General features: G+C 72.8%; 22 protein-coding genes. 12 read left to right on the forward strand and 10 right to left on the reverse strand.

Features of this window, described 5'->3' with window-relative positions; genetic code table 11:
• Positions 1 to 138 precede the first annotated feature (138 nt).
• The 3 genes from ACIPRD_RS13260 to ACIPRD_RS13270 all read right to left on the reverse strand — a co-directional run bounded on the left by ACIPRD_RS13260 (position 139) and on the right by ACIPRD_RS13270 (position 3,208).
• Positions 139 to 1,005: an SIS domain-containing protein gene (locus ACIPRD_RS13260; protein WP_401563180.1), complete on the reverse strand. Its 867-nt coding sequence runs from the start codon at positions 1,003 to 1,005 to the stop codon at positions 139 to 141.
• Positions 1,006 to 1,312: 307 nt separating this feature from the next.
• A complete protein-coding gene (locus ACIPRD_RS13265) occupies positions 1,313 to 2,230 on the reverse strand; it encodes a DUF6891 domain-containing protein (protein WP_401562707.1) in 918 nt (305 codons plus the stop codon).
• Between the two features lie 165 nt (positions 2,231 to 2,395).
• Positions 2,396 to 3,208 (reverse strand): DeoR/GlpR family DNA-binding transcription regulator, encoded by an 813-nt coding sequence (locus ACIPRD_RS13270; protein ID WP_401562709.1) that lies wholly within the window; start codon positions 3,206 to 3,208, stop codon positions 2,396 to 2,398.
• 113 nt (positions 3,209 to 3,321) lie between these two features.
• Between ACIPRD_RS13270 and ACIPRD_RS13275 the strand changes: the two genes are divergently transcribed.
• Complete coding sequence (locus tag ACIPRD_RS13275; protein WP_401562710.1) at positions 3,322 to 3,546, forward strand: hypothetical protein; 225 nt, start codon at positions 3,322 to 3,324, stop codon at positions 3,544 to 3,546.
• Positions 3,547 to 3,624: 78 nt separating this feature from the next.
• Here ACIPRD_RS13275 and ACIPRD_RS13280 read toward each other — a convergent pair whose 3' ends face one another.
• A complete protein-coding gene (locus ACIPRD_RS13280) occupies positions 3,625 to 5,703 on the reverse strand; it encodes a serine/threonine-protein kinase (RefSeq protein ID WP_401562712.1) in 2,079 nt (692 codons plus the stop codon).
• A gap of 256 nt (positions 5,704 to 5,959) precedes the next feature.
• Entirely contained in the window at positions 5,960 to 8,461 is a 2,502-nt protein-coding gene (locus tag ACIPRD_RS13285) for a PQQ-binding-like beta-propeller repeat protein (protein ID WP_401562714.1), read from the reverse strand.
• Between the two features lie 207 nt (positions 8,462 to 8,668).
• On the opposite strand from ACIPRD_RS13285, the gene ACIPRD_RS13290 reads away from it, so the two are divergent.
• Entirely contained in the window at positions 8,669 to 9,166 is a 498-nt protein-coding gene (locus ACIPRD_RS13290) for an NUDIX domain-containing protein (RefSeq protein WP_401562716.1), read from the forward strand.
• A 139-nt stretch (positions 9,167 to 9,305) separates the two neighbouring features.
• Here ACIPRD_RS13290 and ACIPRD_RS13295 read toward each other — a convergent pair whose 3' ends face one another.
• Complete coding sequence (locus ACIPRD_RS13295; protein ID WP_401562717.1) at positions 9,306 to 9,731, reverse strand: secondary thiamine-phosphate synthase enzyme YjbQ; 426 nt, start codon at positions 9,729 to 9,731, stop codon at positions 9,306 to 9,308.
• Between the two features lie 123 nt (positions 9,732 to 9,854).
• Here ACIPRD_RS13295 and ACIPRD_RS13300 point away from each other — a divergent pair, with 123 nt between their 5' ends.
• The 5 genes from ACIPRD_RS13300 (at position 9,855) to ACIPRD_RS13320 (ending at position 14,247) form a co-directional block, all read left to right on the forward strand.
• Positions 9,855 to 9,938 (forward strand): putative leader peptide, encoded by an 84-nt coding sequence (locus ACIPRD_RS13300; protein ID WP_356129427.1) that lies wholly within the window; start codon positions 9,855 to 9,857, stop codon positions 9,936 to 9,938.
• 147 nt (positions 9,939 to 10,085) lie between these two features.
• Positions 10,086 to 11,129, forward strand: a complete 1,044-nt coding sequence (locus tag ACIPRD_RS13305) for an ABC transporter permease (RefSeq protein WP_401562719.1) — start codon at positions 10,086 to 10,088, stop codon at positions 11,127 to 11,129.
• Positions 11,102 to 11,857 carry an ABC transporter ATP-binding protein gene (locus tag ACIPRD_RS13310; protein WP_356401434.1) on the forward strand — a complete coding sequence of 252 codons (756 nt, stop codon included), beginning with the start codon at positions 11,102 to 11,104 and terminating at the stop codon, positions 11,855 to 11,857. Before ACIPRD_RS13305 ends, ACIPRD_RS13310 begins: the two co-directional genes overlap by 28 nt.
• A 168-nt stretch (positions 11,858 to 12,025) precedes the next feature.
• The gene (locus ACIPRD_RS13315) at positions 12,026 to 13,039 is read left to right on the forward strand and encodes an ABC transporter substrate-binding protein (RefSeq protein WP_401562720.1); all 1,014 of its coding nucleotides are present in this window, start codon (positions 12,026 to 12,028) and stop codon (positions 13,037 to 13,039) included.
• Between the two features lie 89 nt (positions 13,040 to 13,128).
• Positions 13,129 to 14,247, forward strand: coding sequence for an NAD(P)-binding domain-containing protein (locus tag ACIPRD_RS13320; protein ID WP_401562722.1), 1,119 nt, complete (start codon positions 13,129 to 13,131; stop codon positions 14,245 to 14,247).
• Positions 14,248 to 14,312: 65 nt separating this feature from the next.
• Here the strand turns inward: ACIPRD_RS13320 and mltG are convergent, their stop codons facing one another.
• Positions 14,313 to 15,242: an endolytic transglycosylase MltG gene (gene mltG / locus ACIPRD_RS13325; RefSeq protein WP_401562724.1), complete on the reverse strand. Its 930-nt coding sequence runs from the start codon at positions 15,240 to 15,242 to the stop codon at positions 14,313 to 14,315.
• 298 nt (positions 15,243 to 15,540) lie between these two features.
• Positions 15,541 to 17,343 carry an ABC transporter ATP-binding protein gene (locus tag ACIPRD_RS13330; RefSeq protein ID WP_401562726.1) on the reverse strand — a complete coding sequence of 601 codons (1,803 nt, stop codon included), beginning with the start codon at positions 17,341 to 17,343 and terminating at the stop codon, positions 15,541 to 15,543.
• A 113-nt stretch (positions 17,344 to 17,456) separates the two neighbouring features.
• On the opposite strand from ACIPRD_RS13330, the gene ACIPRD_RS13335 reads away from it, so the two are divergent.
• Positions 17,457 to 17,912: a MarR family transcriptional regulator gene (locus ACIPRD_RS13335; RefSeq protein ID WP_356401424.1), complete on the forward strand. Its 456-nt coding sequence runs from the start codon at positions 17,457 to 17,459 to the stop codon at positions 17,910 to 17,912.
• Positions 17,913 to 18,143: 231 nt separating this feature from the next.
• Here ACIPRD_RS13335 and ACIPRD_RS13340 read toward each other — a convergent pair whose 3' ends face one another.
• A complete protein-coding gene (locus tag ACIPRD_RS13340) occupies positions 18,144 to 18,971 on the reverse strand; it encodes a hypothetical protein (RefSeq protein ID WP_401562728.1) in 828 nt (275 codons plus the stop codon).
• A 380-nt stretch (positions 18,972 to 19,351) separates the two neighbouring features.
• Between ACIPRD_RS13340 and ACIPRD_RS13345 the strand changes: the two genes are divergently transcribed.
• From ACIPRD_RS13345 to ACIPRD_RS13360, 4 genes are all read left to right on the forward strand, one after another.
• The gene (locus ACIPRD_RS13345; protein WP_401562730.1) at positions 19,352 to 21,460 is read left to right on the forward strand and encodes an ABC transporter transmembrane domain-containing protein; all 2,109 of its coding nucleotides are present in this window, start codon (positions 19,352 to 19,354) and stop codon (positions 21,458 to 21,460) included.
• Positions 21,457 to 23,274: an ABC transporter ATP-binding protein gene (locus ACIPRD_RS13350; protein ID WP_401562731.1), complete on the forward strand. Its 1,818-nt coding sequence runs from the start codon at positions 21,457 to 21,459 to the stop codon at positions 23,272 to 23,274. The genes ACIPRD_RS13345 and ACIPRD_RS13350 overlap by 4 nt, the downstream gene beginning before the upstream one ends.
• 448 nt (positions 23,275 to 23,722) lie before the next feature.
• On the forward strand, positions 23,723 to 24,193 hold the full coding sequence (locus ACIPRD_RS13355) for a DUF5709 domain-containing protein (RefSeq protein WP_356401416.1): 471 nt from the start codon (positions 23,723 to 23,725) through the stop codon (positions 24,191 to 24,193).
• A gap of 104 nt (positions 24,194 to 24,297) precedes the next feature.
• Positions 24,298 to 24,561: a type B 50S ribosomal protein L31 gene (locus ACIPRD_RS13360; RefSeq protein ID WP_401562734.1), complete on the forward strand. Its 264-nt coding sequence runs from the start codon at positions 24,298 to 24,300 to the stop codon at positions 24,559 to 24,561.
• A gap of 114 nt (positions 24,562 to 24,675) precedes the next feature.
• Here ACIPRD_RS13360 and ACIPRD_RS13365 read toward each other — a convergent pair whose 3' ends face one another.
• A complete protein-coding gene (locus ACIPRD_RS13365) occupies positions 24,676 to 25,470 on the reverse strand; it encodes a metal-dependent hydrolase (protein WP_401562735.1) in 795 nt (264 codons plus the stop codon).
• Positions 25,471 to 25,560 lie beyond the last annotated feature (90 nt).

Below are 25,560 nucleotides of genomic sequence, written 5' to 3' on the forward strand. Positions count from 1 at the left end.
GTCGGTGGGTGATGTCTCGCGGTCGGGGCGATGCCTCGCGGTCGGTGGACGATGCCTCTCAAAGGGCTGCGAGGCGCCCGGCGCCGAGGCCGGCGGCACCGCGGCCGAGGCCGGCCTCGCCGGCCCCGGGCGGCCGGGTCACGCGTCGAGGACGACGGACCGGGTGAGCGAGCGGGGGGCATCGGGGTCGAGGCCACCGGCCCGGGCCCGTGCGAGGGCGACGCGCTGCACGCGCACGAGTTCGGCCATCGGGTCCAGGGTGCCGGTCTCGAAGTGCGCTCCTGTCGCGGCCACTTGTGCCGCGAGCCCGTCGGGGGGAGCGCCGAACTGCCAGGTGACACGGCCGGGGGCCGCGATCGCGATCGGCCCGTGGCGGTACTCCATCGACGGGTAGGACTCCGTCCACGACTGGGAGGCCTCACGCATCTTCAGCGCGGCCTCGTGCGCCAGCCCGACGCTCCATCCCTGTCCCAGGAACGTGTACTGCTCGGCGGTGAGGAGGCGGGAATCGAGGTCCTGGGCGAGCACGGCACGCGCGTCGGAGACCGCGGGTTCGAGATTCTCCCCGAGCGACGCGCGCAGAAGGGCGAGCGCGGTCGTCGCGAACCGCGTCTGCACCACCGAACGCTCGTCCGCGAAATCGAGGACGACCGGACGGTCGACGCCGTCCACCATCGGCGACGAGGGGTCGCCGATCACGCCCACGGTCGCGATCCGGCCCGCTACCCGGTCGAGCAGGTCGAGCACCTCGGTGGTGGTGCCCGAGCGCGAGAGGGCGACGACCGCGTCGTAGCCGCGGTCGGTGAAGGCCTCGGACGCCGCGTACGCGTCCGTCTCGCCGAAGCCCCCGCTCTCCCGCAGACAGGCGTACGACTGCGCCATGAACCAGGAGGTTCCACAGCCGACGACAGCGATCCGCGCACCGTGCGCGGGAAGCGCCGCCGCCTCGGCGAGTCCGGCGGCCCGCTCCCACAGGTCGGGCTGGGAGGCGAGTTCGGCGGCCATGTGGGCGCCGACTGGGGGGATGGTCGAGGTCGTCACGAGCACTCCTCACGGTCCGGGTCCTGCCAGGTCTTCACCAACCGGGTTGCGCGAATCTGCTCGGATTATCGGCGAACCGCTCAAGACATTGCAAGGACGTGAGGCTGTGGACAGCCGCACCCGGCCCCGACGGCTCTGCGCTGACGCGTAAGTGATGCCTCGTCAGTACATCGGCACCGCGGGCACCCTGCTGTCGCCCGCACGGCCGACGCCCCGCGCGAAGACGCCGCTGAATGCCCCGGCACGTACTCCCCCAAGCGCGCGACCGGCCCTAACCGATCAGGCGGCGGCGCCAGTCCAGCGGGGTGACGGTGATGGCCTTGCCGGGATCCTGGTCCCACTCGGTGGGGAGGCCGGCCGCTTCGAGGGCGGCCACGACCTCGCGGCCGATGGCCACGGTCGTCTCGGCGGAGCCGTCGAAGCCGCCGTAGAGCAGCGTCAGTCCCTGGCCGGCCGCGGCGGAGTCCGTGCACTGGGTGTGGAAGTAGACGAAGCCGCGGGCGTCGGGGCCGCCTTCGCCGCCGATCTCGGACTGGCCGCAGTTGCGGCAGCAGGTGAAGTTCTCGCGGGCGGTGATGCCGGATTCCTGGAGGGCGCCGAACGCGCGGGTGAGCCGTTCGGGGTCGGTCTCGCCCTGCCATGCGGCCTGCTCCGCGACACGCTCCAGCCACATCCGGTCGGCCAGCGCCTGTGCCTGCTCGCGGGAGACGGGCCTGCGGTCCTTGGTGACCAGGTACTCCTCGGCGAGCTCGGCCAGTTCGGCGCGGGAGTCGTAGCCGCCGACCAATGCCTCACGGACGCGCCGCTCCAACTCCGCACGCTCGTCACTGTCGAGGTCGAGCGGCGGCACCTCGGAGACGGGGCCCATGTCCAGCGGGGACCAGGTCAGGCCCGCGTCCCAGCCGGCCTCCTGGCGGGCCCAGCCGGTGAGCGCCGCGATCACGTCCTCGGGCCCGTCGACCATCACCTGGAAGTGCCGGTCGGCGGCACCGTCACGATGCTCCAGCGTGTAGTCGCCACCGGCCTTGTGCCAGACCTGGGCGAAGACGTCGGGCAGGTCGGGTATCCGCTGGATCACCAGGAACCGGTCGCCGTCATCACCGATGCGCCTGACCAGCCCGGCCAGTTCCTCGGCGGAAACGCGGACGTCGCGCTCCCAGTTCTCCGTCTCCACCACGATCTCGAGCATGTGCAGACTCTGGCACACGCCTCTGACAACGGGCCTCGCCGGCTCGTCTCCGTACGACCCGGTCGGCGCCGCGACGGCCTGCGGCCGCACCGCACGCAGTGGGGTCGCGCCCGGCGCCGGACCTCGGCCGCCCACTGGACGGCACCGGCCCGCGGCGGCGCCCGTTCAGGCCTCTGCGGCCTCTGCGGCGACCGCCCCGACGAGGATCTCGACGCCCGCGGACCGGGCCGCCTCCGCGATGTCGGACGGCGGGTCCGTCTCGGTCACGATCGCCGTGAGATCGGCAATGTCGCAGACGTGCGCGAACGCCGTGGCCGACATCTTCGAGGCGTCGGCCACCACGACGACCTTCTTGGCCCGCCTGGCGAGGAGCCTGTTGACGCTCGCCTCCCCCTCGTCGGCCGTGGTCGCGCCGAAGGCGGGGTGAAGGCCGTCGACCCCGATGAAGGCCCAGTCGACGAGCAGACCCGCCAGCGTGGAGTGCGCGAGGTCGCCGACGAGTTCGAACGACTGCGCCCGGGCCACGCCACCGGTCATGACCACCTTGACCTGCGGCCTGATCGCCATCTCGTAGGCGATGTTCAGCGCGTTGGTGACGATGGTCAGCGACCGCTCACCGGCGGGCGCCTGGAGATGCCGCGCACGGCCCAGTTCCCGCGCGATCTCGGACGTGGTCGTCCCACCGGTCAGCCCCACGACCTCACCGGGCGCGACGAGCCCCGCGGCGAGCCCCGCGATGGCGAGTTTCGCCGGGGCGTTCCGCATGATCTTGTACTGCAGGGGAAGCTCGTAGGCGCTGCCCACGGCCACCGCACCCCCGTGCGTGCGCGTGACGAGCCGCTGCTCGGCGAGGGTGTTCAAGTCCCGGCGAGCGGTGGCGGCCGAGACCCCGAACCGGTCCGCGATGTCCTCGATGCGGGCCGTTCCCTCCTCCGCGACGAGGTCGAGGATGAGGTTGAGGCGTTCCTGGGCGGTCATGCGCACAGTCTCACATCCACCGCGCGGACGACGTCCGACGGGCCTCGCGATGCGCGAGTGGCCTTCCACGGCCACCGCCACCGCCACCGCCACCGCGCGGCGAACAGGTCAGGATGCGGCCTCTGCGACGCCTGGACCCGGACGACGGGGACCTGGCCGAGTACGCCCGCCGCTACTCCCGTCGTCTGGCCTGCCTGCGCCAGTCTTCCGGCAGTACGGCCCTGCGCGCCGAGCTGGACGCCCTCGCCGGCTGGCGCGAGCTTCACGACCCGTCGGCCCCGTCGCTCCTCCGTCGCGTGGCGGCGCTTCTGGACGGACCGGAGCCCGGACACCGCTGATGCCAGGTCACCCCCGCGTCCCGGCCGCCGGCCCGGAGGGACATCAAGACGTCCGCTTCCTCACCGGGCCGGCCGTGTTCAGTGGGAGCACTCGCCCGACCCGATGAGTTCGGGTACGCGGCTGTTCCCCTCGTAGACGGCGACGGACCAGCGGGTGTAGGTCCAGTTCCGGTTGCTGTCGTACTCGGCGGTCAGCCTCGGGCAGAGGGTCCTGGAGACGGCGTCCTGGAAGTTCGACCGTTGGGCCCGGCCGAGGAGCACCCCGTCGGTGTCCCGAGCCCATACGTAGGCGGCCTTCTCGACCGGGTCGAAGCCGAGGTCGATCGCGTCGCCCGCCGCGAAGGGCTCCAGGCCGTCGCCTTGGGCGATCCGGGCGTTCCAGGCTGTGGTGACGGCCTTGTCGGCCGCGTCGGCGACGCGGATCTCGGCCTTGTCGCTGCTCGGTATCGCGGCGGTCGCGATCCCCGACTCGTCGCCCTGCCACTGTCCGGCGATCACGCTGTAGCACCCGTCGGTGGCCTCGCCGAAGCCGAGGACCTGCGGTTCGAGGTCTCCGTCGAAGTTCTTCCAGGAGATGACGAACCGTCCGTAGGGCCAGGTGGTGGGATGGTCCTTGAGCCGGTACGCGAGGGCGGTGCAGGCGGCCACGTCCGCGGCGCGGCGGAAGACCTCCTGGTGGTCCTCGGGTATCTGGGATATCGGACCGCCGGTCACCATCACGGTCTGCGCCCGCTTGTCGAACGTGACCGTGGGCGTCATGAAGTCCATGTCCTTGGTGGCGAGCACGGCCCTCATCCGGTCCTGGATCGCCGTCGCGGCGCCCTTCTCCTCCGAGGTGGCCGCGAGAGTGCTCGCCCTCCACTCGTCGGGCGTCGGCTCGGTCACGTCTCCCGCGCGCGTGAACGCCGGGCCGGCCACCCCGGCCAGCGGGTCCGACGGTACGACGGCACTGCGCGGGTCGGCCGGCGCGTCACCCGCGCCGTCCGCCCCGTCGACCGGGCCGGCCGTGGTGGGGGCGTTCGCGGGCGCGGCGGCGGACGTGGCCGTGGACGTGGCGAGGCCGCCGGGAGAGCTCTTGGCCACGTTCGTCCTGCCCGGGGCGTTCCCGTCGTCCCCGGCGGGGAAGGCGAGGGTCGCCCCGGCGACGCCCCCGACCATGGCCGCGGCGACCAGGACGGCCGCGGCGATGCGCGTGCGCGCGGACCAGGACGGCGTACGCCACGCCGGGTCGTCCAGGGCGGGCAGATCCCATTCGGCCACGACCGGCTCGCCCACGCGGGTGGATCCCTGTCCTCCGTCACCGCCGAGGATCTGAGTGGCCTGCAAGGCGAGGAGCCGTGCGCAGGCCTCCCCCGCCGCGACCGCGGGCAGCCGCTCGGAGGGATCCTTCGCCAGGGCCTTCTCCAGGATCTCCCGCAGCGGCTCGGGGATCCCCGCGAGGTCCGGATCCCCCGACATGACGCGGAAGGCGACCGCGTCCGGCGCACCGCCGCCGAACGGGAGGCGGCCGGTGGCGGCGTGGGCGACGAGCGCGCCCCACGCGAACATGTCCCCCTCCGCCCCGGCCGTACCGTGGCGGTAGTGCTCCGGGCTGATCCACCCCGGGGTGCCGGTCATGATGCCGGTCCGCGTGACGCTGGTGCCGTCGGAGGCATGGGCGATGCCGAAGTCCAGCACGCGGGGTCCGGCGGGACCGAGGATGACGTTCTGCGGCTTCACGTCACGGTGGACGACGCCGGCCCGGTGGACGGCGGCCAGCGCCTGCGCGGTACCGGCCGCGAAGGCGTACAGGGTGCCCCCGGTGAGGGGACCGTGCGCGGCCAGGTGCTGGTCGAGGGTCAACCCGGGGGCGTACGCGGTCGCCAGCCAGGGCTGGGCGGCCTCGGTGTCCGCGCCGAGGAGCGGTACGAGGCAGGGGCCCTGCACACGGGTGGAGAGGTGCACCTCGCGACGGAATCGCGCCCGGAACTCCGGGTCCTCCGCCCGTTCGGGATGGATCACCTTGACCGCGACCCGGACCCCGTCGGCCGTGAGGCCCGCGTGGACGACGCCCATGCCGCCGGAACCGAGGCGGCCGACGATCCGGTAGGGGCCGACGCGGGAAGGATCACCGGGTCGGGCAGGCTGAACCCGTCCCCCGGAGCCGGCAACGTTCACAGACAGTCCGTTCCTTGATGTGTCGTGGAGCCGGGCGGCCGAGCCCGGGGAAATCCCCGGCGCGCCGTCCGACCTCGGCGGTGATGCGCCTGTGTGACAGGTGAAGGAACTGTGAGGTTGCGTTGATCCGGTGAAATTGATCCGATCGTCATCGGACTCGCCGCCAACGGTGCGGCGGGACGGCCGTGTTCGCGTGCGAGCAGCCCTTCGCGATCCGCACCGCGACGAATCAGGCGTACGTCCGGTGCCGTGGGGGTCAGTCCGACTTCGGCGGCTTCCGCGCGTCGAAGGCGAACAGCGTGTTCTCGTCCGCGGCCACGATCAGGGCACGCCCCGCGACGGTCACGCGCGGGCTGGCTCCCTGCTCACCTGTGAGACCGTCGATCCGCGCCCCCGTCGACCACAGAGTTCTGCCGTCGCGCGGCGACAGCGCCACGACGCGGCCGGTGGCCGAGCTGAAGTACAGCGCGCCGGATCCCTCCGTCGGGCCCGAGGCGCCCTCCACGTCCGTGTGCCGCGACCACCTCTTCCGGCCGGTCACGGGGTCGAGCGCCGTGACGAGACCTGACTGCCCGCTCACGTAGACGGTGCCGTCCGCCATGCCGGGCGTTCCCGCGTACACCTCGGCCAGTCGGGTGTACGTGACCTTCCGGGAGGCCGGGTCGACCCGCACCACACCGTCGTACCCGGTCAGCGCCGTTCCCTCCATGTGCTCCCGCAGGAGTACGAGTTCACCGTCGGCGACACCCATCGGCACGTCGGAGCCGTCGACCGCGATGGGCGCGCCCAGGGCGCCCGAGGCCCGGTCGACCGTGTACAGGGTCGGGTGCCGCACCTCGACGGCGTCGACTTCTTCGTTCCTCACGCACATCGCCAGGAGCCGTGCGCCCGCCGGAACGGGTGCGCACTGCGTACCGGCGGGGAACGCCGTCGTCCAGGCGGCCTTGCCGCTGTGCGCGTCCCGCGCCTCGAACCGGGAGTTGGACGCGTCGACGGTCACCACGTCGGAACCGATGACGACGGCGTCCCGTGTCCGGCCCGTGACGGCCTGCGACTGGGCGCCGGAGGGCGCGGACCACCGCTCACGGCCCGTGTCCGCGTCCATGGCCACCACCTCGGTGGAAGGGTCCTGCGGGGCGTCCTGGGCGGCGATGCGGTAGCCGATCACCGTGTCGTCGGTGGCGCCCACCAGATGCATGCCCTGGACGGGGACTCCCGGGCTCTTCACCGTCCACACCTGCCGGCCGTCCGCGGCCCTGATCCGGGTCGCGACGACACCGCCGCCCCCGCAGTACACCGAGTCGCCGTGGGCGACGCAGCGCAGTTCGTCGGGGGCGCCCTCGGGGCCGCCCCGCACGGTCGTGTGCCACGGCTTGAACCCGCCCGGAAGCGCGACTCCCGGCGCCGCGACGCCGACGCCCTTGTCACCGCCACCGCTTCCCTCGTTGCGGACCGCGTTCAGCGCGGCGGCGCCGCCGCCGATCGCCGCCACCACGACCGCGGCGGCGAGGGCGGGGCGCCATCTGCCGCGCGGGCGGCGGGAGGTGAGGGGACCGGCGCCGGGGGTGGCGTTCCCCGGGCCGGGGGCGACGAGGTCGGGGGCCGGGGCAGCCGGCGCCGGGGTGGCGGGGGTGGGGGTGGGGGTGGCTGGTACGGCGGCGCCCGGGGTCGGGAGGGCCGGCACCGAGGTCACTGGCGCTGGGGTCTCTGGTCCCGCGGTCTCTGGTCCCGAGCTCTCCGGTCCCGAGGTGTCTGCTTGCGGGACCTCCGGCGCCGCGGTCGTCGGCACCGGGTCGGCCGAGACGGGGGCAGCCGCCACCGGGGCGGTCGACGCCGGGTCGGCCAGGGCCGAGGTCGCCGGCGCCGGGGTGGCCTCCATCGCGGAGTGATGCTCGGTGATCACATCGCGGGTACGGCCCGGGCAGCCCCGGCTGACCTCGGCCCCGCCCAGGTCCGCCGGCAGGTCCCGCAGGAGCACGAGGAGTTCACCGGCAGAGGGGCGCCCCTGCGGCTCTTTACCGAGGCACGACTCCACGACCGCGCGCAACGCCGTAGGCACACTCCCGAGCGACGGCTCCTCGTGCACCACCTGGTACGCCGTCAGATAGGGACTGTCCGCGTCGAAGGGCCCGCGGCCGGTCGACGCGTACACCAGCAGCGTGCCCAGCGAGAAGACGTCCGACTCCGGCCCCACACCACGCGGGTCCTGCAGCTGCTCCGGCGACATGAAGGGCGGCGTGCCGATGACCCGCCCCGTCATCGTCAGCGTCTCCTGGTCGGCGGCACGCGAAATGCCGAAGTCGATGACGCGCGGGCCCTCGGGCGAGAGGACGACGTTCGAGGGCTTCAGGTCGCGGTGGACGACCCCCACCCGGTGGATGTCGCGCAGGGCCTCCGCCAGCCCGATGGCGAGCCTTCTCAGCTCCACCCCGCTCAACGGGCCCTCCGCGGCGAGGTGCTGGGAGAGCGTGTGCCCCTCGATGTACGTCGTGGCCATCCACGGCCGCTCGGCCTCGGGGTCGGCGTCGACCACGGCGGCGGTGAACGCGCCGCTCACCCGCCGCGCGGCCACCACCTCCTGCCGGAACCGGATACGGAACTCGTCGTCGTCCGCGAACTGCTGGTGGATCAGCTTGACCGCGACGCGGCGCCCCGAACCCGAACGGGCCAGGAAGACGGTCCCCATCCCACCGGAGCCGAGCCGCGCCTCCAGTACATGACCGCCGATCTCGGCTGGATCACCCGCGCGCAGCGACACCGTTCCCGACCTCCCGTTTCCCCGTGCGCTTCCGCAACTACGGGCCCGTACAACCATCCTGCACACAAACTAGCCGCAGGACAGCACGGCACCACGAGGCGGGTGACCATCGGGCACAGGCCGTTCACGTCCGACCAGACATGCGGCGAGGGCCCCGGAGCCCGTCATCGAGGGCTGCTGTCAGTGGGCGCTGCGATCGTGTGCGTCATGGATGAAGTCGTGGAACGCGTCGACGCACAGGACCGCGTACTGGGTCCGGTGAGCCGGAGGGACGCCGTCCGGGAGGGCTGGCTGCACCGGATCGCCGTGGTCGTGTGCCATGACGGGCAGGGTCGGATCCTCGTCCATCGGCGCGCCGAGCGGCTGACCCGGTTCCCGGGACACTACGAACTCGGGGTCGGTGGAGCCCTGGCAGTCGGAGAGTCCTACGAGCAGGCGGCCGCCCGTGAACTGGACGAGGAACTGGGAGTGTCGGCGACCGTGCGCTTCCGCTTCGCATTCCTCAACCGAAGCGGCCTGAGCCCTCACTGGCTCGGGGTGTGCGACGCCGTCGTTCCACGGGCCGTCATGCCGAACCCGGACGAGGTCGCCTGGCACACCTGGCTGAGCCGGTCCGACCTACCACAAACCCTCCAGGAGTGGCCCTTCACCCCCGACAGCCACGAGATCCTGGCCCGGTATCGGGCCTGCCGAGGGTGGCAGTGACAACTCGGGCAGGCGCCACTCCGAGCCGGTGTGCGCCCTGCACAAAGAAGGCGAACTCCGGAAGTGTCGTCCGAGCAACGCCTCACCGGCTGCTCGTCGGTCCAGCCGGACGACACCGACGCCGTCTCACCGTAGCGAATCACTGACCGAGGAAACTCAGCCGTACCTGGCGGTTCGGATTGTCGACGTTCGTGTCGACCAGGCACACCGACTGCCAGGTGCCCAGTTCCAGGTGGCCGGCGATCACGGGCAGGGTCGCGTGGGGTGGGACGATCGCGGGGAGGACGTGGTCGCGGCCGTGGCCGGGGCTGCCGTGGCGGTGTTGCCAGCGGTCGTCCGAGGGGAGCAGGGTGTGCAGGGCGGCGAGGAGGTCGTCGTCGCTGCCGGCGCCGGTCTCGATGACGGCGATGCCGCAGGTCGCGTGGGGGACGAAGACATTGAGCAGGCCGTCGCGGCCGGCGGCGACCTCGGCCAGGAAGTTCTCGCAGTCGTCGGTGATGTCGACGACCCGTTCGCGGGTCCCGGTGGCCACGTTCAGGGTTCGCGTGGTGAAGGCGTCTGGCATGGACCTATCCTGACGCATGCGGCCGGTCACGCCCGCCCGGCGCGACCGGTGCCTGGTACCAGCGCGGTCCACTGGACGAGACACCGTTGACCGCCGGGCGGCAGGCTGGCTACTTTCACCCGCATGTCTCGTTCAGCCCTGCTCACCACGCGCGGTCACATCGACCTGCTGCGGGTGGCTTCCGCCGCTTGTCGTCGCGGCCGCTGACGCCTTCTTCTCAGCTCGTCCGCCGATCTCCGGCGTTCTGCCGCATGCCCGCACCGCATCTCCCCTCGGTGACACACACCTGAGGTGGGAGGGGCGGTGGTGGCGGCGTATCCGCGCACCCTCGCTCTCGCATCCCGTGGAGCATCCATGAGCATCAGCCATGCCCCGCCAGGCTCCCCCGAACCCGATGTTTCCGGCCTTCCCGGCCTTTCCGGTGTCGCCGACGTACCGGAGACCGCCGGAAGCGGAACAGGCTCGACCGGTCTCGAATCTCCTGACCGCAAGCCCCGCGGCCACGTCGGTTCCGACTCCCCGCACCCCAGCTCCCCCAGCCGCAGTGCCTCCGGCCCTGGCTCGCCCGGCATCGACACCCCCACCCTCGACTCCCCCGAGCTCGTACACCTCACCTCCGTCTCCGGCCGCCGCACCCGCGTCCCGCGCTGGCTGCGTCGGACCACCGGGCCGCTGCTGCTGCTCGCCCTGTGGCAACTTCTCAGCTCCAGCGGGGTGTTGGCCTCGGACGTGCTCGCGTCGCCCGGCCGGATCGCGCAGGTCGGCGGGGATCTGATCGGTGACGGTTCGCTGCCGTCGGCCATGGGAGTCTCGCTCGGGCGCGTCGCGGCGGGGCTGCTCGTCGGCACGGTCGCCGGGGCCGGACTGGCCCTGGTGGCGGGGCTGTTCCGGGTCGGCGAGGATCTGGTGGACGCGCCCGTGCAGATGCTGCGCACGGTGCCGTTCGTCGGCCTCATCCCCCTGTTCATCATCTGGTTCGGCATCGGCGAGGCGCCGAAGATCGCGATCATCTCGCTCGGGGTGACCTTCCCGCTCTACCTGAACGTGTACGCCGGGATCCGCGGCGTCGATTCCCAGCTCATCGAGGCGGGAGAGTCGCTGGGTCTCTCCCGGTGGGGGCTGGTCCGCCATGTCGTGCTGCCGGGCGCGCTGCCCGGCGCCCTGACCGGACTGCGCTACTCGCTGGGCGTCGCATGGCTGGCGCTGGTGTTCGCCGAACAGGTCAACGCCGACGCCGGGATCGGCTTCCTGATGGTCCAGGCGCGTGACTTCCTGCGGACCGACGTGATCGTGGTGTGCCTGGTCGTCTACGCCTTCCTCGGCCTGATCGCCGACTTCATCGTCCGCTCCCTCGAAAGGCTGCTGCTGCAATGGCGACCGACGTTCACGGGCCGCTGAGCCCCCACGCTCCGCGCATCGGGCAGATCGTGCACGCCGAGGGGCTCACCCGGTCCTTCGACGGCCACGCCGTCGTGGACGACCTCCATCTCGACATCTCCCAGGGCGAGTTCGTCGCCCTGATCGGCCGCAGCGGCTGCGGCAAGTCCACTCTGCTGCGCATCCTCGCGGGGCTGGACCGGGACATCGAGGGGACCGTCCTCGTCCCGCGCCGCAGGGCGGTCGCCTTCCAGGCACCCCGGCTGATGCCGTGGAAGAGAGTGTGGCGCAACGTGCTGCTCGGCCTGCCCGGGAAGCCCGAACGTGCCGTCGCACAGCAGGCGTTGGAGGAAGTGGGGCTCGGTCACCGTACGGGCGCGTGGCCGAGGACCCTGTCGGGCGGCGAGGCCCAGCGCGCCTCACTGGCCCGTGCCCTGGTGCGCGAACCCGATCTCCTGCTGCTCGACGAGCCGTTCGGCGCGCTCGACGCCCTCACCAGGATCAAGGCCCAGCGGCTGGTCGGGGAGTTGTGGCGACGGCGCGGCTGCGCCGTACTGCTCGTCACCCACGACGTCGAGGAGGCCGTGGCTCTCGCGGACCGGGTCCTGGTGATGGACGGCGGGCGCATCGCCCACGAGCAGCCCATCGATCTCGACCGGCCGCGCGACATCACCGACCCCCGGTTCGCCGCACTCCGCGCGGAGCTGCTGGAACGGCTCGGTGTCGACACGGCCGCGGAAGCCGTCTGAGCCACTCGCTCATCCCCGGCGGCTCGGCGTCGGGTTCCGCCGCCGCCCACTCGCCTGTATCCCGGCACCTCCCGCGCTCCCCTTTCCCCCGATTCTCCTGATTCCTCTGATCCTCCTGATCCCTCCGACCTCCGACCTCTGACCTCTGCGACACGAACGGAAACCGTCATGCGACGACGCCTCGTCCCGGCCGCCCTCCTCCTTCCCCTCTCCCTCCTGCTCACGTCCTGCGGCGGGAGTTCCTCCGCGAGTACGGGTACGGACACCGACGGCTCGGGCTCCGTCACGCTCAACGTGGGTGATCAGAAAGGTGGTTCGGAGGCAATCCTGCGGGCCGCCGGCGAACTCAAGAACCTGCACTACAGGATCAAGTGGTCGACCTTCACCTCCGGCCCGCCGTTGCTGGAGGCGGTCAACGCCAAGGCCGTCGACATCGGCGGCGTCGGCAACACACCACCCGTCTTCGCGGCCGGCGCGGGCTCGAAGATCGCGGTGGTCGCGGCCTGGCACGGGGCGTCCAAGGGCGACGCCGTTCTCGTACCGAGCGGCTCGAAGCTGACCCGGCCCGAGCAGCTCAAGGGCAGGTCGGTCGCCGTGGCCCAGGGCTCGTCCGCGCACTACCAGCTGGTCGCCTCCCTGAAGGCCGCGGGGCTGAGCCTGAAGGACGTCAAGGTCAAGTACCTGCAGCCCGCCGACGCACTCGCCGCGTTCACCTCAGGCAAGGTCGACGCCTGGGCGGTCTGGGATCCGTACACCTCACAGGTCCTCCGGAGCGGGCGGGGCCGCGTGCTCACCACCGGGGACGGCATCACCAACGGGCTCAGCTTCCAGGTGGCCGCGCCCTCCGCGCTGAAGGACGGCGGCAAGACCGCCGCCATCCGTGACTACCTCGCCCGGCTGCGGCGCGCCCAGACCTGGGTCTTCGGCCATCAGGAGGAGTGGGCCAAGGTGTGGGCGAAGGAGACCGGGCTGCCGTACGACGTGGCCCTGGCGTCTGTGAAGCGGACCAACGCCACCCGTGTGCCGGTCGCCGTCGACAAGCCGCTCGTCGCCTCCGAGCAGCGGATCGCCGACACCTTCACCGGTCTGAAGCTCATCCCCGGGAAGGTGGACTTCGGCGGGTTCGTGGACACGCGGTTCAACGGCGACCTCCCTGCTTCGACGACGCCGGCCAGAGGCTGAGCGGGATCAGGAGGGCGGTCTCCCACCGGCGGCATGGACGGAGAGAGGGGTGCGGGAAGAGCGACGGCCGGTCCGCTGTTGGTGGAATCGTGAACGATGTGAGTGAGGTCGAGGTCGTCGTCGCCGGCGCCGGCCAGGCCGGTCTGTCCAGCGCCTACCACCTGCTGCACAGCGGCTTCGAGCCCGAGCGCGACTTCGTGGTCCTCGACCACTCCCCCCGGCCCGGGGGCGCCTGGCAGTTCCGCTGGCCGTCGCTGACCTACGGCAAGGTGCACGGGATGCACTCGCTGCCCGGTATGGAGCTGACGGACGCCGACCCGGCGCGGCCTTCGGCCGAGGTGATCGGCGAGTACTTCGACCGCTACGAGCGGACCTTCGGGCTGCGGGTACGGCGGCCCGTCGACGTGCGGTCCGTCCGCGAGTACGCGGGAGCTCACGCCGGGACGGCGCCCGACGGGGTTCCGGGAGCGGGCCGACTGCTCTTGGAGACCTCGGCCGGCACCTGGTCGGCGCGGGCGCTGATCAATGCGACAGGCACCTGGGACCGGCCTTTCTGGCCGCGCTACCCGGGCCAGGAGACCTTCCGGGGGCGGCAGTTGCACACCGCCCGCTACGCCGGGCCCGAGGAGTTCGCCGGGCTGCGCGTCGTGGTCGTCGGCGGCGGGGCGTCCGGCACCCAGCACCTGCTGGAACTGGCGCCGTACGCGGCCGCGACCACCTGGGTCACACGGCGGCCGCCCGTCTTCCGGGAGGGCCCCTTCGACCAGGAGGCGGGGCGCGCCGCCGTGGCGCTGGTGGAGGAACGGGTACGGCAGGGGCTGCCGCCGAGGAGTGTGGTCTCCGTCACCGGGCTGCCTCTCAACGACGCCGTCCGGCAGGGTCTGGCCGACGGCGTCCTCGACCGGCTGCCGATGTTCGACCGGATCACCCCGGACGGCGTGGAATGGCGGGACGGGCGGCACATCGAGGCCGACGTCATCCTGTGGGCGACCGGTTTCCGGCCCGCCCTCGACCACCTCGGGCCCCTGCGGCTGCGCGAGCCGGGCGGCGGGATCCGGCTGGAGGGGACCCGGGTGGCCGCCGACCCGCGGATCCACCTCGTCGGCTACGGCCCCTCTGCCAGCACCGTCGGCGCCAACCGGGCGGGGCGCGCGGCCGTGCGGGACATCAGGCGCCTGCTCGCGGCCGAGGACCCGGTCGCAGCCTGAGGCACCGGCCGAACCGTCGTCCGCCCGGCGATCGGTCCGTGGCCGGCCGAGCGCCGCGCGAGCGACTACCCCGCGGGGCTGGGCCCCTGGCCATCGCTCTCGCCCGGGCCACTGCTCTGGTTCCGGCCCGGCCCGGGGTTCTGGCTCTGTCCCTGGTTCTGCGACCCCTCCGTGGCGGCCTGCGCGGCGTTGAAGTCGGCCACGTTGCGCATGTGCACGGAGTAGTCGGAGGTGAAGCGGGTGTCGCCCGGCTTCACGGTGACGAAGTAGAGCCAGTCGCCGGACGCCGGGTGGAGCACGGCGTGCATGGCGGCCTCGCCGGGATTGTCGATCGGGGTCGGCGGCAGGCCCATGCGCTGGTAGGAGTTGTAGGGGCTGTCGAGCCTGATGTCGTCCATGGTGGTGCGCAGCGTGCTGCGGTTGAGGGCGTAGTTGAGGGTGGAGTCCATCTGCAGCGGCATGCCGCGCTGCAGGCGGTTCAGGACGACCCGGGCCACCTTCGCCATGTCGGTGCCGGTCGCGGCCTCTGCCTGGACGATGCTCGCGACGGTGACGGTCTGGTAGGCGTTCATCGTGTCCCGCTGGGCGCCCGCCGCGACCGGTACGGCGTCGAACCGCTTGTTGGCGGTGTCGACCATGAACCGCAGCAGCGACTCGGGGGTGGTGCCCTCGACCAGGGGGTAGGTCGCCGGGAAGAGGTACCCCTCCGGGTTGCCCCCGGCGTCGCCCGGCAGTTTGAGGCCGGCCTTGCCGACGGACTTGCGGGTGCTGCCGACGGGCAGGGCGAGGGCCTTGTCGACGGCGTCGTAGATCTGGCCGGCTCGCCATCCCTCCGGGACGACCAGGGTGGGGGGATCCGATTCTCCGAAACCGCCCAGGCCCAGCAGGGGCACCGCCACGGCGGTGCCGGCCAGGACGGTGCCGGCCGCGACGAGGGCGAGCTTGCCCCGGCGCGTCAGTTGCATCGCGCTCCGTGACGGAGTGTTCGTCTGCATGCGGGAACGGTAATACGTATATCACCGCGAATCCGACATATCGTCAGCTTGTCGTCTCCGATGCCGCGTCGGGCCGCCGGCGCACCGGCGTGGACCGCGTGCGAGTGCGTGGCGCCCGGCCTCGCCTCGGCGCGCGGGCCCGGGTGCTTCACCGGCAGGACGATTCCGGTCCCCACGGCCGAACGGCCCGGTGCCGTGCCGACGCACCGGTTATGGCCGCGTACCGACGTGCCGGTTGCGGCCGCGCGCCAACATGCCGGTTCCGGCCGCATGTCAACGCACCGATTGCGGTCGCGTGTCAGCGTGCCGGTTCCAGGTGCGCGTCCCGTCGCACGAGGCCCGCGTAACGTCCGTCCAGGCTCAGCAGCTCCTCATGGGTGCCCTGCTCGGCGATCCGCCCGGAGTCCAGTACGACGATCTGGTCGGCGTCACGGACCGTGGACAGGCGGTGGGCGATGGTGAGGGTGGTCCGGTTCGCGGAGAGGGCGTCGATGGCGTCCTGCACCGCGGCCTCGGTGCGGGTGTCCAGCGCGCTGGTCGCCTCGTCGAGAATCAGCACCGGCGGGTCGCGCAGGATGGTCCGGGCGATGGCGAGGCGCTGCTTCTCGCCGCCCGAGAAGCGGTGGCCGCGTTCGCCGACGACCGTGTCGTAGCCGTCGGGCAGCGCGGCTATGTGGTCGTGGATCTGGGCAGCGCGAGCGGCGGCGTGCAGCTCCTCGTCGGTGGCCTCCGGCCTGGCGAAGCGGAGGTTCTCGGCGACCGTGGCGTGGAAGAGGTAGGTCTCCTGCGAGACCACGCCGACCGCTCGGGCGAGGGTGTCGAAGTCGAGGTCGCGGACGTCCACGCCGTCCAGGGTGACGCGGCCGCCGGTGACGTCGTAGAGCCGGGGCACCAGGCAGCCGAGCGAGGACTTGCCGGCACCGGTCGGGCCGACGACGGCGAGACTGCCCCCGGCGGGGACGGTGAGGTCGATGCCGTCGAGCACCGGGTCGCCCCTGTCGTCGTAGCGGAACTCGACGCCCTCGAAGCGGATCTCGCCCTTCACCTGGTCGAGGCGCACCGGGCTCGGGCGTTCGGTGATGTCGACGGGGAGGTCCAGGTATTCGAAGATGCGCTGGAACAGCGCCAGCGAGGTCTGGATCTGGACCCCGGTCGCCAGCAGGCTCACGGCGGGCCGGAACAGGCCCTGCTGGAGCGAGACGAAGGCGACGATGGTGCCGAGCGAGACCTCGGGGCCGCCGAACCGGAGGGCGATGCCCGCGGTCCAGTAGATGACGGCGGGCATGGCGGCCATCACGATCGTGATCACGGCCATGCGCCAGCGGCCGGCCATGCTCGACCTGACCTCCAGGTCGACCAGACGCTCGGACTCGGCGGCGAAGCCGTCGGTGAGGGCCCCGGCGCGGCCCATGGTGCGGCCGAGCAGGATGCCGCTGACGGACAGCGACTCGGTGACGGTGGCGGCCATCGCGGCCATCTGCTTCTGCCGCTGGGTCGTGATCTTCTTGCGCTCGTTGCCGACGCGGCGGCTTATCCAGACGAAGACCGGGAGCAGGACGAGGGAGACGAGTGTCAGACGCCAGTCGAGGGCGATCATCGCGACGATCGTGGCGACGACGCTGGTGGCGTTGGACACCAGGGAGGTGGCGGTCGAGGTGACCGTCGCCTGCATGCCGCCGATGTCATTGGCGATGCGGGACTGGACCTCGCCGGTGCGGGTGCGGGTGAAGAAGGCCAGCGACATGCGCTGCAGGCGGCCGTAGACGGCCGTGCGCAGGTCGTGCATGACGCGCTGGCCGACGGTGGTCGAGATCAGCGTCTGCAGCACGCCGAAGACACTGGACAGGACGGCGCTGAGGATCATGCCGAGCGCGAGCAGGCTCAGCAGGCCGGTGCGGCCCTGCGGGATCGCGACGTCGAGGGTCTCCTTGAGCAGGAACGGTGTGGCCACCGAGACCAGCGAGGAGGCGCCGACCAGCAGGCCGACGACGGTGAGGCGCCCGCGGTAGGGGCGGAAGAGCTTCAGGATGCGGCGCACCTGACGTGGCTGTTCGGCGGCATCGGCAGGTGGCGTCCAGGACGGTTCTCGGTCGGGATGCATGGGCTCCTACGTGGTGAGCGGGCGGCGGACCGGGGGCCGGCCGACGACGGAAACGGATCGCAGTTCATTGTTACCCATACTCACAATGAACGGCATCCTGATATTGTTCCCGCATGACCACCCCGGATCCAGACGGCCTGCTCGCCGAGCAGCTGCTGCGGCTCACCCGCCGCGTGCACCGCATCCAGAAACGCCATCTGGAGCGGCACGACCTGGGGGTCACACCGGCCCAGTCCCGGCTGCTGCGCACCCTCGCCCATTACGGTTCCCCTCCGCGCATGACCGACCTCGCCGAGCGCCTCGAAGTGGTGCCCCGGGCGGTGACGACGCTGGTGGACGGGCTGGAGGCGAGCGGCCGGGTGCGCCGGGTGCCGGATCCGACGAACCGCAGGGTCACCCGGATCGAGCTGACGGACGAGGGCCGGGCGACCCTGCGCGAGCTGCGCGGCGCTCGCCGCTCGGCGGCGGAGGAGATCCTCGCTCCGCTGACGGAGAAGGAGCGGGAGGTCCTCGGCGTGCTCCTGGACAGCCTGATCGATGGAGGCGACCCGCCGGTCAAGGGCTGCTGAGCACAGCCGGAGCGGCGGCGCGGCACCGGACTCCGTACCGGCCGTGCTCAGCCTGCGCATCGGCTCGGGCGCAGACCTCCGTCCCGGCCCGGACCTGCGTATCGGCTCGGGCGCAGACCTCCGTCCCGGCTCGGGCGTAAACGTCGCAGTCCCGGCCCGGGCGTAAACGTCACCGCGCGGCTCGGGCGCATACGTCGCCGCGCCGGCTCGGGCCTCCGCCGCCGCTCCGGCTCAGGCCCCCAGTTCCGCCTTGTCGCCCATGACCACCACCGGATGCCGGGCCGGGTCCAGGGTGCGCAGCAGGTACCTCATCGCCGCCCTCGGTACGCCGACGCAGGCCGAGGTGCCGCTGCCGTGGTCGAGATGCAGCCAGATGCCGCCGCCCTTGGCCGCCCCCTCCGGGCGCCTGGGGTCGTGCGGCGGAGTTCCTCTGACGCGGTTGTAGTCGATGGCGATGACGTAGTCGAAGTCGTGCCGTCGCGAGGGACCCCACTCCCGCGGGATGGCGTAGGCGCCGCCGTCCTGGCCGTAGGGCAGCCTGGCGCCCGGGTCGGGAAGTGCGCCACCGGCGTCGGAGAGGGTGAACACGCCGACCGGGCTGCGTTCGTCGCCCATCCGGTGGTCCGTGGTCCAGCCGTCGCGGCCGTTGTGCGCGGCCCAGCCGTCCGCCCGGCGCCACGCGTCTCCGTGCCGCGTGTACAGCACGAGCGTGGCGCGCGGTGAGTTCCTCCCCTCCCCGTAGACGACCACGGCCTGGCGCGAACCGACCGGGATCCGCCGGGACATGCGGGCCCCGACGCCCGGGATCCGGTCCGGATAGGCGCCGGTGCCAGTGCGGGCGCCGGGGCCCGCGGCAGCACCGGCGCCGGCATCGGTATCGGCACCGGCCGTACCGGCATCGCCGTGTGCGCTCCGCCCGTCCGGAGTCGTCGCCCCGGCGGCGCCGGACGAGGCCGGACCGGCCGGAGCGCCGCAGGCGGAGAGCGCGCCGAGAGGGACGAGGAGGGCACCGAGGGCCGCCAACAGCACCCTCGTCCGCCGCGGTTGATCGATCTGCATCCGGTCAGCGTGACACCACGATCCGGCCGACAAGGCGGTTTCCGGACACTCGGTGCACGGAGGGGCAGAAACGTCGAAGGTGTGCCCGCCGGGCGGTCCGGCCGGCCCGGAGCCGGTGGATTTCATCCGTCAGCGGGAAAAACCGCTTGAAATTCACCGTCGCACGACGCGACCCTTTCACCGCCGTCCGGTTTCACCTCCGTGCGGCCACGACGCCGTGCGACGCGCTCGTCCATGGCTCGCCGCCGTCTGCCCGCTTCCCGCCCACCGTTCCGCACCCGGCCTCAAAGCCTTCCTCACCCGGGCATTCGGCCCTGGCGCACCGATTCCGCTGATCCCCCGACACCGTCGACCTCTCTGATCCGAGCCGCTGGGACGTCATGCAGATTCAAGATCTTCCGTACCCCGACCCGGGCGTGCCGGACGCGCGTTCAGGTCCTCATCTCCTGTGGTGGCTCTGGCGCAACCAGACGGGCGGCCAGCTCAAGGCGCTGGCCTGGGGAGTGCTCCATTTCGTCTCCGTGTCCGCGCTGCCCTTCTGCGTCGGCCTCGCCGTCGAGGCGGTCGTCGAGCGCTCCGGCGCACGGCTCGCCCTGACAGGGGTCCTGATGCTGGTGTGCGGCGTCGGCATCACCGTGGGCGACACCTTCCTGCACCGGACGGCCGTCACCAACTGGATCACGGCCGCCGCCCGGGTCCAGCAGCTGCTGGCGCGCAAGGCCGCCGAACTGGGCTCCGCGCTGACCCGTCGGGTGGCGGCGGGCGAAGTGGTGGCCGTGTCCACCGGTGACGTGGAGAAGATCGGCTGGTTCGTCGAAGCCGTCTCCCGGTTCACCGCGGCCGCGTTGACGGTCGTCGTGGTCAGCGTGGCACTGCTCGTCTACCAGCCCGCCCTGGGAGTGGTCGTCGCAGCGGGCCTGCCCTTCGTGGCGCTCGCCGTGCTGCCACTGCTGCCCCGGGCCACACGGCGCGCCGATGTCCAGCGAGAGAAGGCGGGCCGGGCGACCGAGCTGGCCTCGGACACGGTCGCCGGACTCCGGGTGCTGCGTGGCATCGGCGGCGAGGAACTGTTCCTGGACCGCTACCGCCGCGCTTCCCAGGAGGTGCGGCAGGCCGCGGTGCGCAGTGCCCGCATGTGGTCGCTGATCTCCGCGCTCCAGGTGCTGGTGCCGGGGCTGCTGCTGATCGCGGTGGTCTGGTACGGGGTCCGGCTGGCGGGCCAGGGCCGCATCGAGGTCGGTGAACTGGTCACCGTCTACAGCGCGGTGATGGTGCTCAACTACCCGTTGCGGCACTTCGAGGAGATCGCGATGGCGTACTCCTTCTCGCGTCCGTCGGCGAAACGGGCGGCGCGGGTGCTGTCCCTGCGGCGGGCTCCGGACGCCGGAGAGCGGCCGGGCGAGCGGGAACCGGACGCCGGAGACCGGCCGGGCGAGCGGGCTCCGGATGCCGAAGAGCGGCCCAGCGAACGGGAACCGGCACCGCAGCGGGAGAGGGAGACGGCCGGCGTGCCGGCCTCCGGGAACACGCAGGTCCCGCCGAAGGGCGACCTGTACGACCCTGCCACCGGGCTGCTCGCGCCTGCCGGCCGGCTGACCGCCGTGGTCTGCGGCGACCCCGACGCGGCGGGACGGCTCGCCGAGCGTCTGGGCGGCCATCCGGCCGAGGCGGGCCCCTCGGTGCTGCTCGGCGGCGTGCCGCTCGACGACCTCACGCTCGACGGCGCACGCACCGCCGTGCTCGTGCAGGACAAGGATCCCGTGTTGCTGTCCGGCACTCTGCGCGAGCTGCTCGACGTGCCCGCCTCCGGTGCCGTACGGGCGGCGGACGCGCTGGCGGCGGCGCAGTGCGGGGACGTGCTGGACGCGCTGGTGCAGGGTTCGCTGGACGCCGCCGACCCGATGGACGCGCGGATCACCGAACGGGGGCGGTCGCTGTCGGGCGGCCAGCGCCAGCGCCTCGCGCTCGCCAGGTCGCTGATCACGGACCCGGAGGCGCTCGTACTGGACGAACCGACCTCGGCCGTCGACTCGCACACCGAGGCGCGGATCGCGGACGGGCTGCGGCACCTTCGTACGGGGCGTACGACGGTGGTCCTCACCTCGTCGCCGCTGCTTCTGGACCGCGCGGACGGGGTCGCGCTCGTCCACGAGGGCAAGGTCGTCGCCGTGGGCGGTCACCACGAACTGATGGACACCGAGCCGCGCTACCGGGCCGTGGTGACGCGGGAGACCGAGGAGGAGCGGGCGGCGCCGCGCCCCGGTGACGGACAGGCCCACGCCGCGGCCGGTCCGGACACCGCGACCGGGAAGGGCATCGCGGCCCGCGCGGTCGTCGCCCCCTGTCCGGAAGCCGCGAACCACCCGGAGACCGCGGTCCGTTCCGTTCTCGCCGCCCGTACGGACGCGGCGGACCGGCCGCACGGCTCCGCCGAGGGTGCCGTACCGGGCGCGCTCGGACCGCTGGACGAGATCGAGGAGAGCGCATGATCGGCGTCGCGCCACCGGCGTACGACCCGGCGGCCCCGAAGACCGCCACCACCCTGCCCGTCGGCGCCGCGTCGACCGTGCGCGCCTACGTGGGCGAGCTGCTGCGGCGGCACCGCCGTGCCTTCCTGCTGCTCGTCGCCGTCAACACCGTGGCCGTCATCGCCTCCATGGTGGGCCCGTACCTGCTCGGCGGCCTCGTCGAGCGGGTGTCCGACCGGTCACCTCACCTCCAGCTGGACCGGACGATCGCCCTGTTCCTGATCGCGCTGCTCGTGCAGGCGGTGTTCGTACGGCAGGTGCGGCTGCGCGGCGCGACGATCGGCGAGCGGATGCTGGCCGACCTGCGCGAGGACTTCCTCGTCCGCTCGGTCGGGCTGCCGCCGGGTGTGCTGGAGCGCGCGGGCACCGGCGACCTGCTCTCCCGCATCACCACGGACATCGACCGCCTGGGCAACGCCATGCGGGAGGCCGTGCCCCAGCTGACGATCGGGGCCGTGTGGGCGCTGCTGCTGCTCGGCGGACTCGTCGTGACGGCGCCGCCGCTGGCGGCCGCCGTGCTGCTCGCGGTACCGGTGCTGGTGGTGGGCTGCCGCTGGTACTTCAAGCGGGCGCCCGCCGGCTACCGCTCCGAGTCCGCCGGGTACGCCGCCGTCGCCGCGGCCCTCGCCGAGACCGTGGACGCGGGCCACACCATCGAGGCGCACCGTCTCGGCGCGCGCCGGACCGCCCTGTCCGAGCGGCGGATCAAGGAGTGGACCGCATGGGAGCGGTACACGCTCTGGCTGCGTTCGGTGCTCTTCCCGGTCATCAACGCCGTCCATCTCATCGTGCTGGGCTCGGCCCTGATGGTCGGCGGTGTCTGCGTCCTGCGGGGCTGGATCGACGTCGGGCAGCTGACCACGGGCGCGCTCATCGCCCAGATGCTGGTCGACCCGGTCAACCTCATCCTGCGCTGGTACGACGAGGTGCAGGTGGCCCAGGTCTCGCTGGCCAGGCTGGTCGGGGTGCGGCACATCGAGCCGGACGCCGGGGACGGCTCGCTCGCCCCGGAAGGCCGGGACGTCCACGCGGAGCGGGTCCGCTTCGGCTACCGCGAGGGGGTCGACGTGCTGCGCGAGGTGTCGCTGGAGGTGCCGCCGGGCACCCGGCTGGCGCTGGTCGGCCCCTCCGGCGCCGGGAAGTCCACGCTGGGCAGGCTGCTCGCCGGGATCTACGCCCCCGGGAAGGGCCGCGTCACCCTGGGCGGCGCCGAACTGTCCCGGATGCCGGCCGAGCGCGTACGGTCGCACGTCGCCCTGGTGAACCAGGAGCACCACGTCTTCGTCGGCTCCCTGCGCGACAACCTGCTGCTGGCCCTGCCCCACTCCCGGCTTCACGCGAGCGGGGGGACCTCCGACGGGGCACGGGACGCCGAGCTCTGGGCCGCGCTGGGTGCCGTGGACGCCGACGTCTGGGCACGCGCGCTGGACGACGGTCTGGACACCGAGGTGGGTTCGGGCGGCCTCGCCCTCACACCGGCCCAGGCCCAGCAGATCGCCCTGGCCCGGCTCGTCCTGGCCGACCCGCACACCCTGGTCCTCGACGAGGCGACCTCGCTCCTCGACCCGCGCGCGGCCCGCCATCTGGAACGTTCCCTGTCGCGTGTCCTCGACGGACGCACGGTCGTCGCCATCGCGCACCGCCTGCACACCGCCCACGACGCCGACGTGATCGCGGTCGTGGAGAACGGCCGCATCAAGGAGCTGGGGAGCCACGACGAGCTGGTCGCCGCGGGCGGGGCGTACGCGGCGCTGTGGCGGTCCTGGCACGGGTGAGCGGCCGGGCGGCAGGGCGCGCCCACAACCGACCCGGCACAGGTGGCGGCCGGGCGCGCCCACAACCGGCCCAGCGCGGGTGGGCGGCAGGGCGCGCCGGCAGCCGGCCCGGCCGTGAGTGGCGATCGAGGGGCCGGACCTTGAGGTACGGACCCGGATGAGCGGCCCGGCACGAGTGGAGGCGGCGACGGGCGGACCGGGCGGCCGTGGGCCCGGACCGGGCGGCCGGCCGGTCCGTCGCCTGCCGCCGCCGTGGGCTCAGCCCCAGGCCAGGCCCTGTGCCGTTGCGCGGTGCCGAACTCGGGTGGAAGGCTGGATAGCGGCACCGGTTCGGGGAGCACCGTGGGACCTCTCGGTCCATGCCGGAGGTGGCCCGTGCCCGGCGTGCCGACGGCCCACGCCGTCGCTCGCGGCGGCGTCCGGCCGCGCTCATCACCTGGAGGTTCCCGTGGACAGCTCCGACGGATGGGGGGATGACGTCTACCAGCCCGACTCGGCGGAGATCCGCGAGGACTCGGGAGTGCTCGACGTCGAGGACACGCTGGACTTCGACGGCGTCGGCGACCCGCTCGACCGGGGCTGGTCCCCGCCGGAGCGGCCGTGGGCGGTGGAGCACGACGGGGTGACGGCGGCGGAGGCCAGGACCGGGGAGACGCTGGACCAGCGGCTCGCCGAGGAGGTTCCCGACGTCACCGCCCCGGACGGCGACGGTATCGGCGACTGTTCCGGCAGCGACGGCGAACTGCTGGACAACGAGGTGGGCGACCGGCGCTCCGGCCGGCTCGTCGCTCCCGACGAGGGGGCGCACGAGGACGACGAGAGCGCGCTCGTGGCCACCGATGTCGGCATCGACGGCGCGGCGGCCTCGGCCGAGGAGGCCGCGATGCACATCGTCGACGAGGACTCGCTCCTGGGCTGATCCGGGCCGCCACGGCCCACCCGCAGTCACCCGTCACCGGCCGCCCCGGACCCACCGACGCCCGACGCCCGACGCCCCCCTGACGCCCCCAGCGAGGAGCTGTCATGCAGCAGGACAAGCACCCCGAGTACGGCCCCGTCGTCTTCCGCGACCGGGCGGCCGGCTACGCCTTCCTCACCCGGTCCACCGCGACCAGCGGGGAGACCATCGAGTGGGACGACGGCGAGACCTACCCGGTGGTCGACGTGGAGATCTCCGCCGAGAGCCACCCCTTCTACACGGGCAAGGCCCGCACGGTGGACACCGAGGGGCGCGTCGCCCGGTTCGAGCGCCGGTACGGCGGGACCGAGCCGGACAGCACCGCCTGACGACACGTACCCGCGCGGCCCGGCGTACGACGACGCGGGGCGCCGCCCGCCTCTCGGCGAGTGGCGCCCCGCGGGCACGCGTCGTCCCGGACGGCGTCCGGACGGTCGTCGGACTCAGATGAAGTTGAGGGCCGCCGCGGCGCCCACTCCCCCGAGCACCATGAAGACGGGCATGAGCACCTTCAGCTCGACCCAGCTGCCCGCGCGGAACCGCATCGCCTTGGGCGGTCCGATCGGGTACCAGCGCTTGCGGCCCACCGGGATGGGCCACAGGACCGGGCAGCCGGAGACGGTGAGCGCGTCCCCGAGGCAGTGCACCAGCGCGCCGAGCACGATCGGCAGCCCCAGCCACAGGTACTGCTGCCCGGGCTGGTCGAAGAACCAGTGGGAGCCGTTGCTGGGCTTGTCCAGTATCCCGGCGAGGATCCAGGCGCTGGTCGCGGCGAGCAGCCAGACCAGGACGTCGCTGCTGGAGCCGCGCGCCGCCCGCCAGAGCAGGCCTTCGATCGCCAGCACCATGTGCACGAACAGGATCGCCAGGACCGCCCAGCGGCCGCCCACGAGGGCGAGGGCCGAGCTGCCCGCGCCGATGAGGACGGCCCACACCCAGGTGTGCGTGAGCGTACGGTGACCGCCCGAGCGGCGCGGGTCACCCGGCTTCCTCGTCGACTTGTAGACGGCGTACGACAGCTTGTCCACGATCTCGCAGAACCACCGGGATACGGGTCCGAAGGCCCGCGAGATGGTGGCCGCCTTGTGGTCGAGGTCCGGGGCGAGCGCGGCACCGGCGCAGATCAGGGCGCCGACCAGGACGACGGGCCAGGGCATCGGGTGTCCGGTCGCGGCGGCGGCCGCTCCGACGCCGAGCCAGGCCGCGGCCCCCGACAGTGAGTGTGCTGGTCCCATCATGGCCGGATTCCGCCCCATTCTTCTTGTGCCGCTGTCCAGTTGACCTGGTGCGCTGACGTTCTGTCGGCGCCACAGCGTAGCGGTCATGAT

Origin of the sequence: Streptomyces sp. NPDC090108 (assembly GCF_044747185.1) — a bacterium.
Lineage (GTDB): Bacteria > Actinomycetota > Actinomycetes > Streptomycetales > Streptomycetaceae > Streptomyces.

What these genes read in the sequence shown, in the direction of transcription:
- ACIPRD_RS13260 (WP_401563180.1), bottom strand. Translation starts at nt 1,005, where the DNA reads ATGGCCGCCGAACTCGCCTCCCAGCCCGACCTGTGGGAGCGGGCCGCC.
- ACIPRD_RS13265 (WP_401562707.1), bottom strand. Translation starts at nt 2,230, where the DNA reads ATGCTCGAGATCGTGGTGGAGACGGAGAACTGGGAGCGCGACGTCCGC.
- ACIPRD_RS13270 (WP_401562709.1), bottom strand. Translation starts at nt 3,208, where the DNA reads ATGACCGCCCAGGAACGCCTCAACCTCATCCTCGACCTCGTCGCGGAG.
- ACIPRD_RS13275 (WP_401562710.1), top strand. Translation starts at nt 3,322, where the DNA reads ATGCGGCCTCTGCGACGCCTGGACCCGGACGACGGGGACCTGGCCGAG.
- ACIPRD_RS13290 (WP_401562716.1), top strand. Translation starts at nt 8,669, where the DNA reads ATGGATGAAGTCGTGGAACGCGTCGACGCACAGGACCGCGTACTGGGT.
- ACIPRD_RS13295 (WP_401562717.1), bottom strand. Translation starts at nt 9,731, where the DNA reads ATGCCAGACGCCTTCACCACGCGAACCCTGAACGTGGCCACCGGGACC.
- ACIPRD_RS13300 (WP_356129427.1), top strand. Translation starts at nt 9,855, where the DNA reads ATGTCTCGTTCAGCCCTGCTCACCACGCGCGGTCACATCGACCTGCTG.
- ACIPRD_RS13305 (WP_401562719.1), top strand. Translation starts at nt 10,086, where the DNA reads ATGAGCATCAGCCATGCCCCGCCAGGCTCCCCCGAACCCGATGTTTCC.
- ACIPRD_RS13310 (WP_356401434.1), top strand. Translation starts at nt 11,102, where the DNA reads ATGGCGACCGACGTTCACGGGCCGCTGAGCCCCCACGCTCCGCGCATC.
- ACIPRD_RS13315 (WP_401562720.1), top strand. Translation starts at nt 12,026, where the DNA reads ATGCGACGACGCCTCGTCCCGGCCGCCCTCCTCCTTCCCCTCTCCCTC.
- mltG (WP_401562724.1), bottom strand. Translation starts at nt 15,242, where the DNA reads ATGCAGACGAACACTCCGTCACGGAGCGCGATGCAACTGACGCGCCGG.
- ACIPRD_RS13330 (WP_401562726.1), bottom strand. Translation starts at nt 17,343, where the DNA reads ATGCATCCCGACCGAGAACCGTCCTGGACGCCACCTGCCGATGCCGCC.
- ACIPRD_RS13335 (WP_356401424.1), top strand. Translation starts at nt 17,457, where the DNA reads ATGACCACCCCGGATCCAGACGGCCTGCTCGCCGAGCAGCTGCTGCGG.
- ACIPRD_RS13340 (WP_401562728.1), bottom strand. Translation starts at nt 18,971, where the DNA reads ATGCAGATCGATCAACCGCGGCGGACGAGGGTGCTGTTGGCGGCCCTC.
- ACIPRD_RS13345 (WP_401562730.1), top strand. Translation starts at nt 19,352, where the DNA reads ATGCAGATTCAAGATCTTCCGTACCCCGACCCGGGCGTGCCGGACGCG.
- ACIPRD_RS13350 (WP_401562731.1), top strand. Translation starts at nt 21,457, where the DNA reads ATGATCGGCGTCGCGCCACCGGCGTACGACCCGGCGGCCCCGAAGACC.
- ACIPRD_RS13360 (WP_401562734.1), top strand. Translation starts at nt 24,298, where the DNA reads ATGCAGCAGGACAAGCACCCCGAGTACGGCCCCGTCGTCTTCCGCGAC.
- ACIPRD_RS13365 (WP_401562735.1), bottom strand. Translation starts at nt 25,470, where the DNA reads ATGATGGGACCAGCACACTCACTGTCGGGGGCCGCGGCCTGGCTCGGC.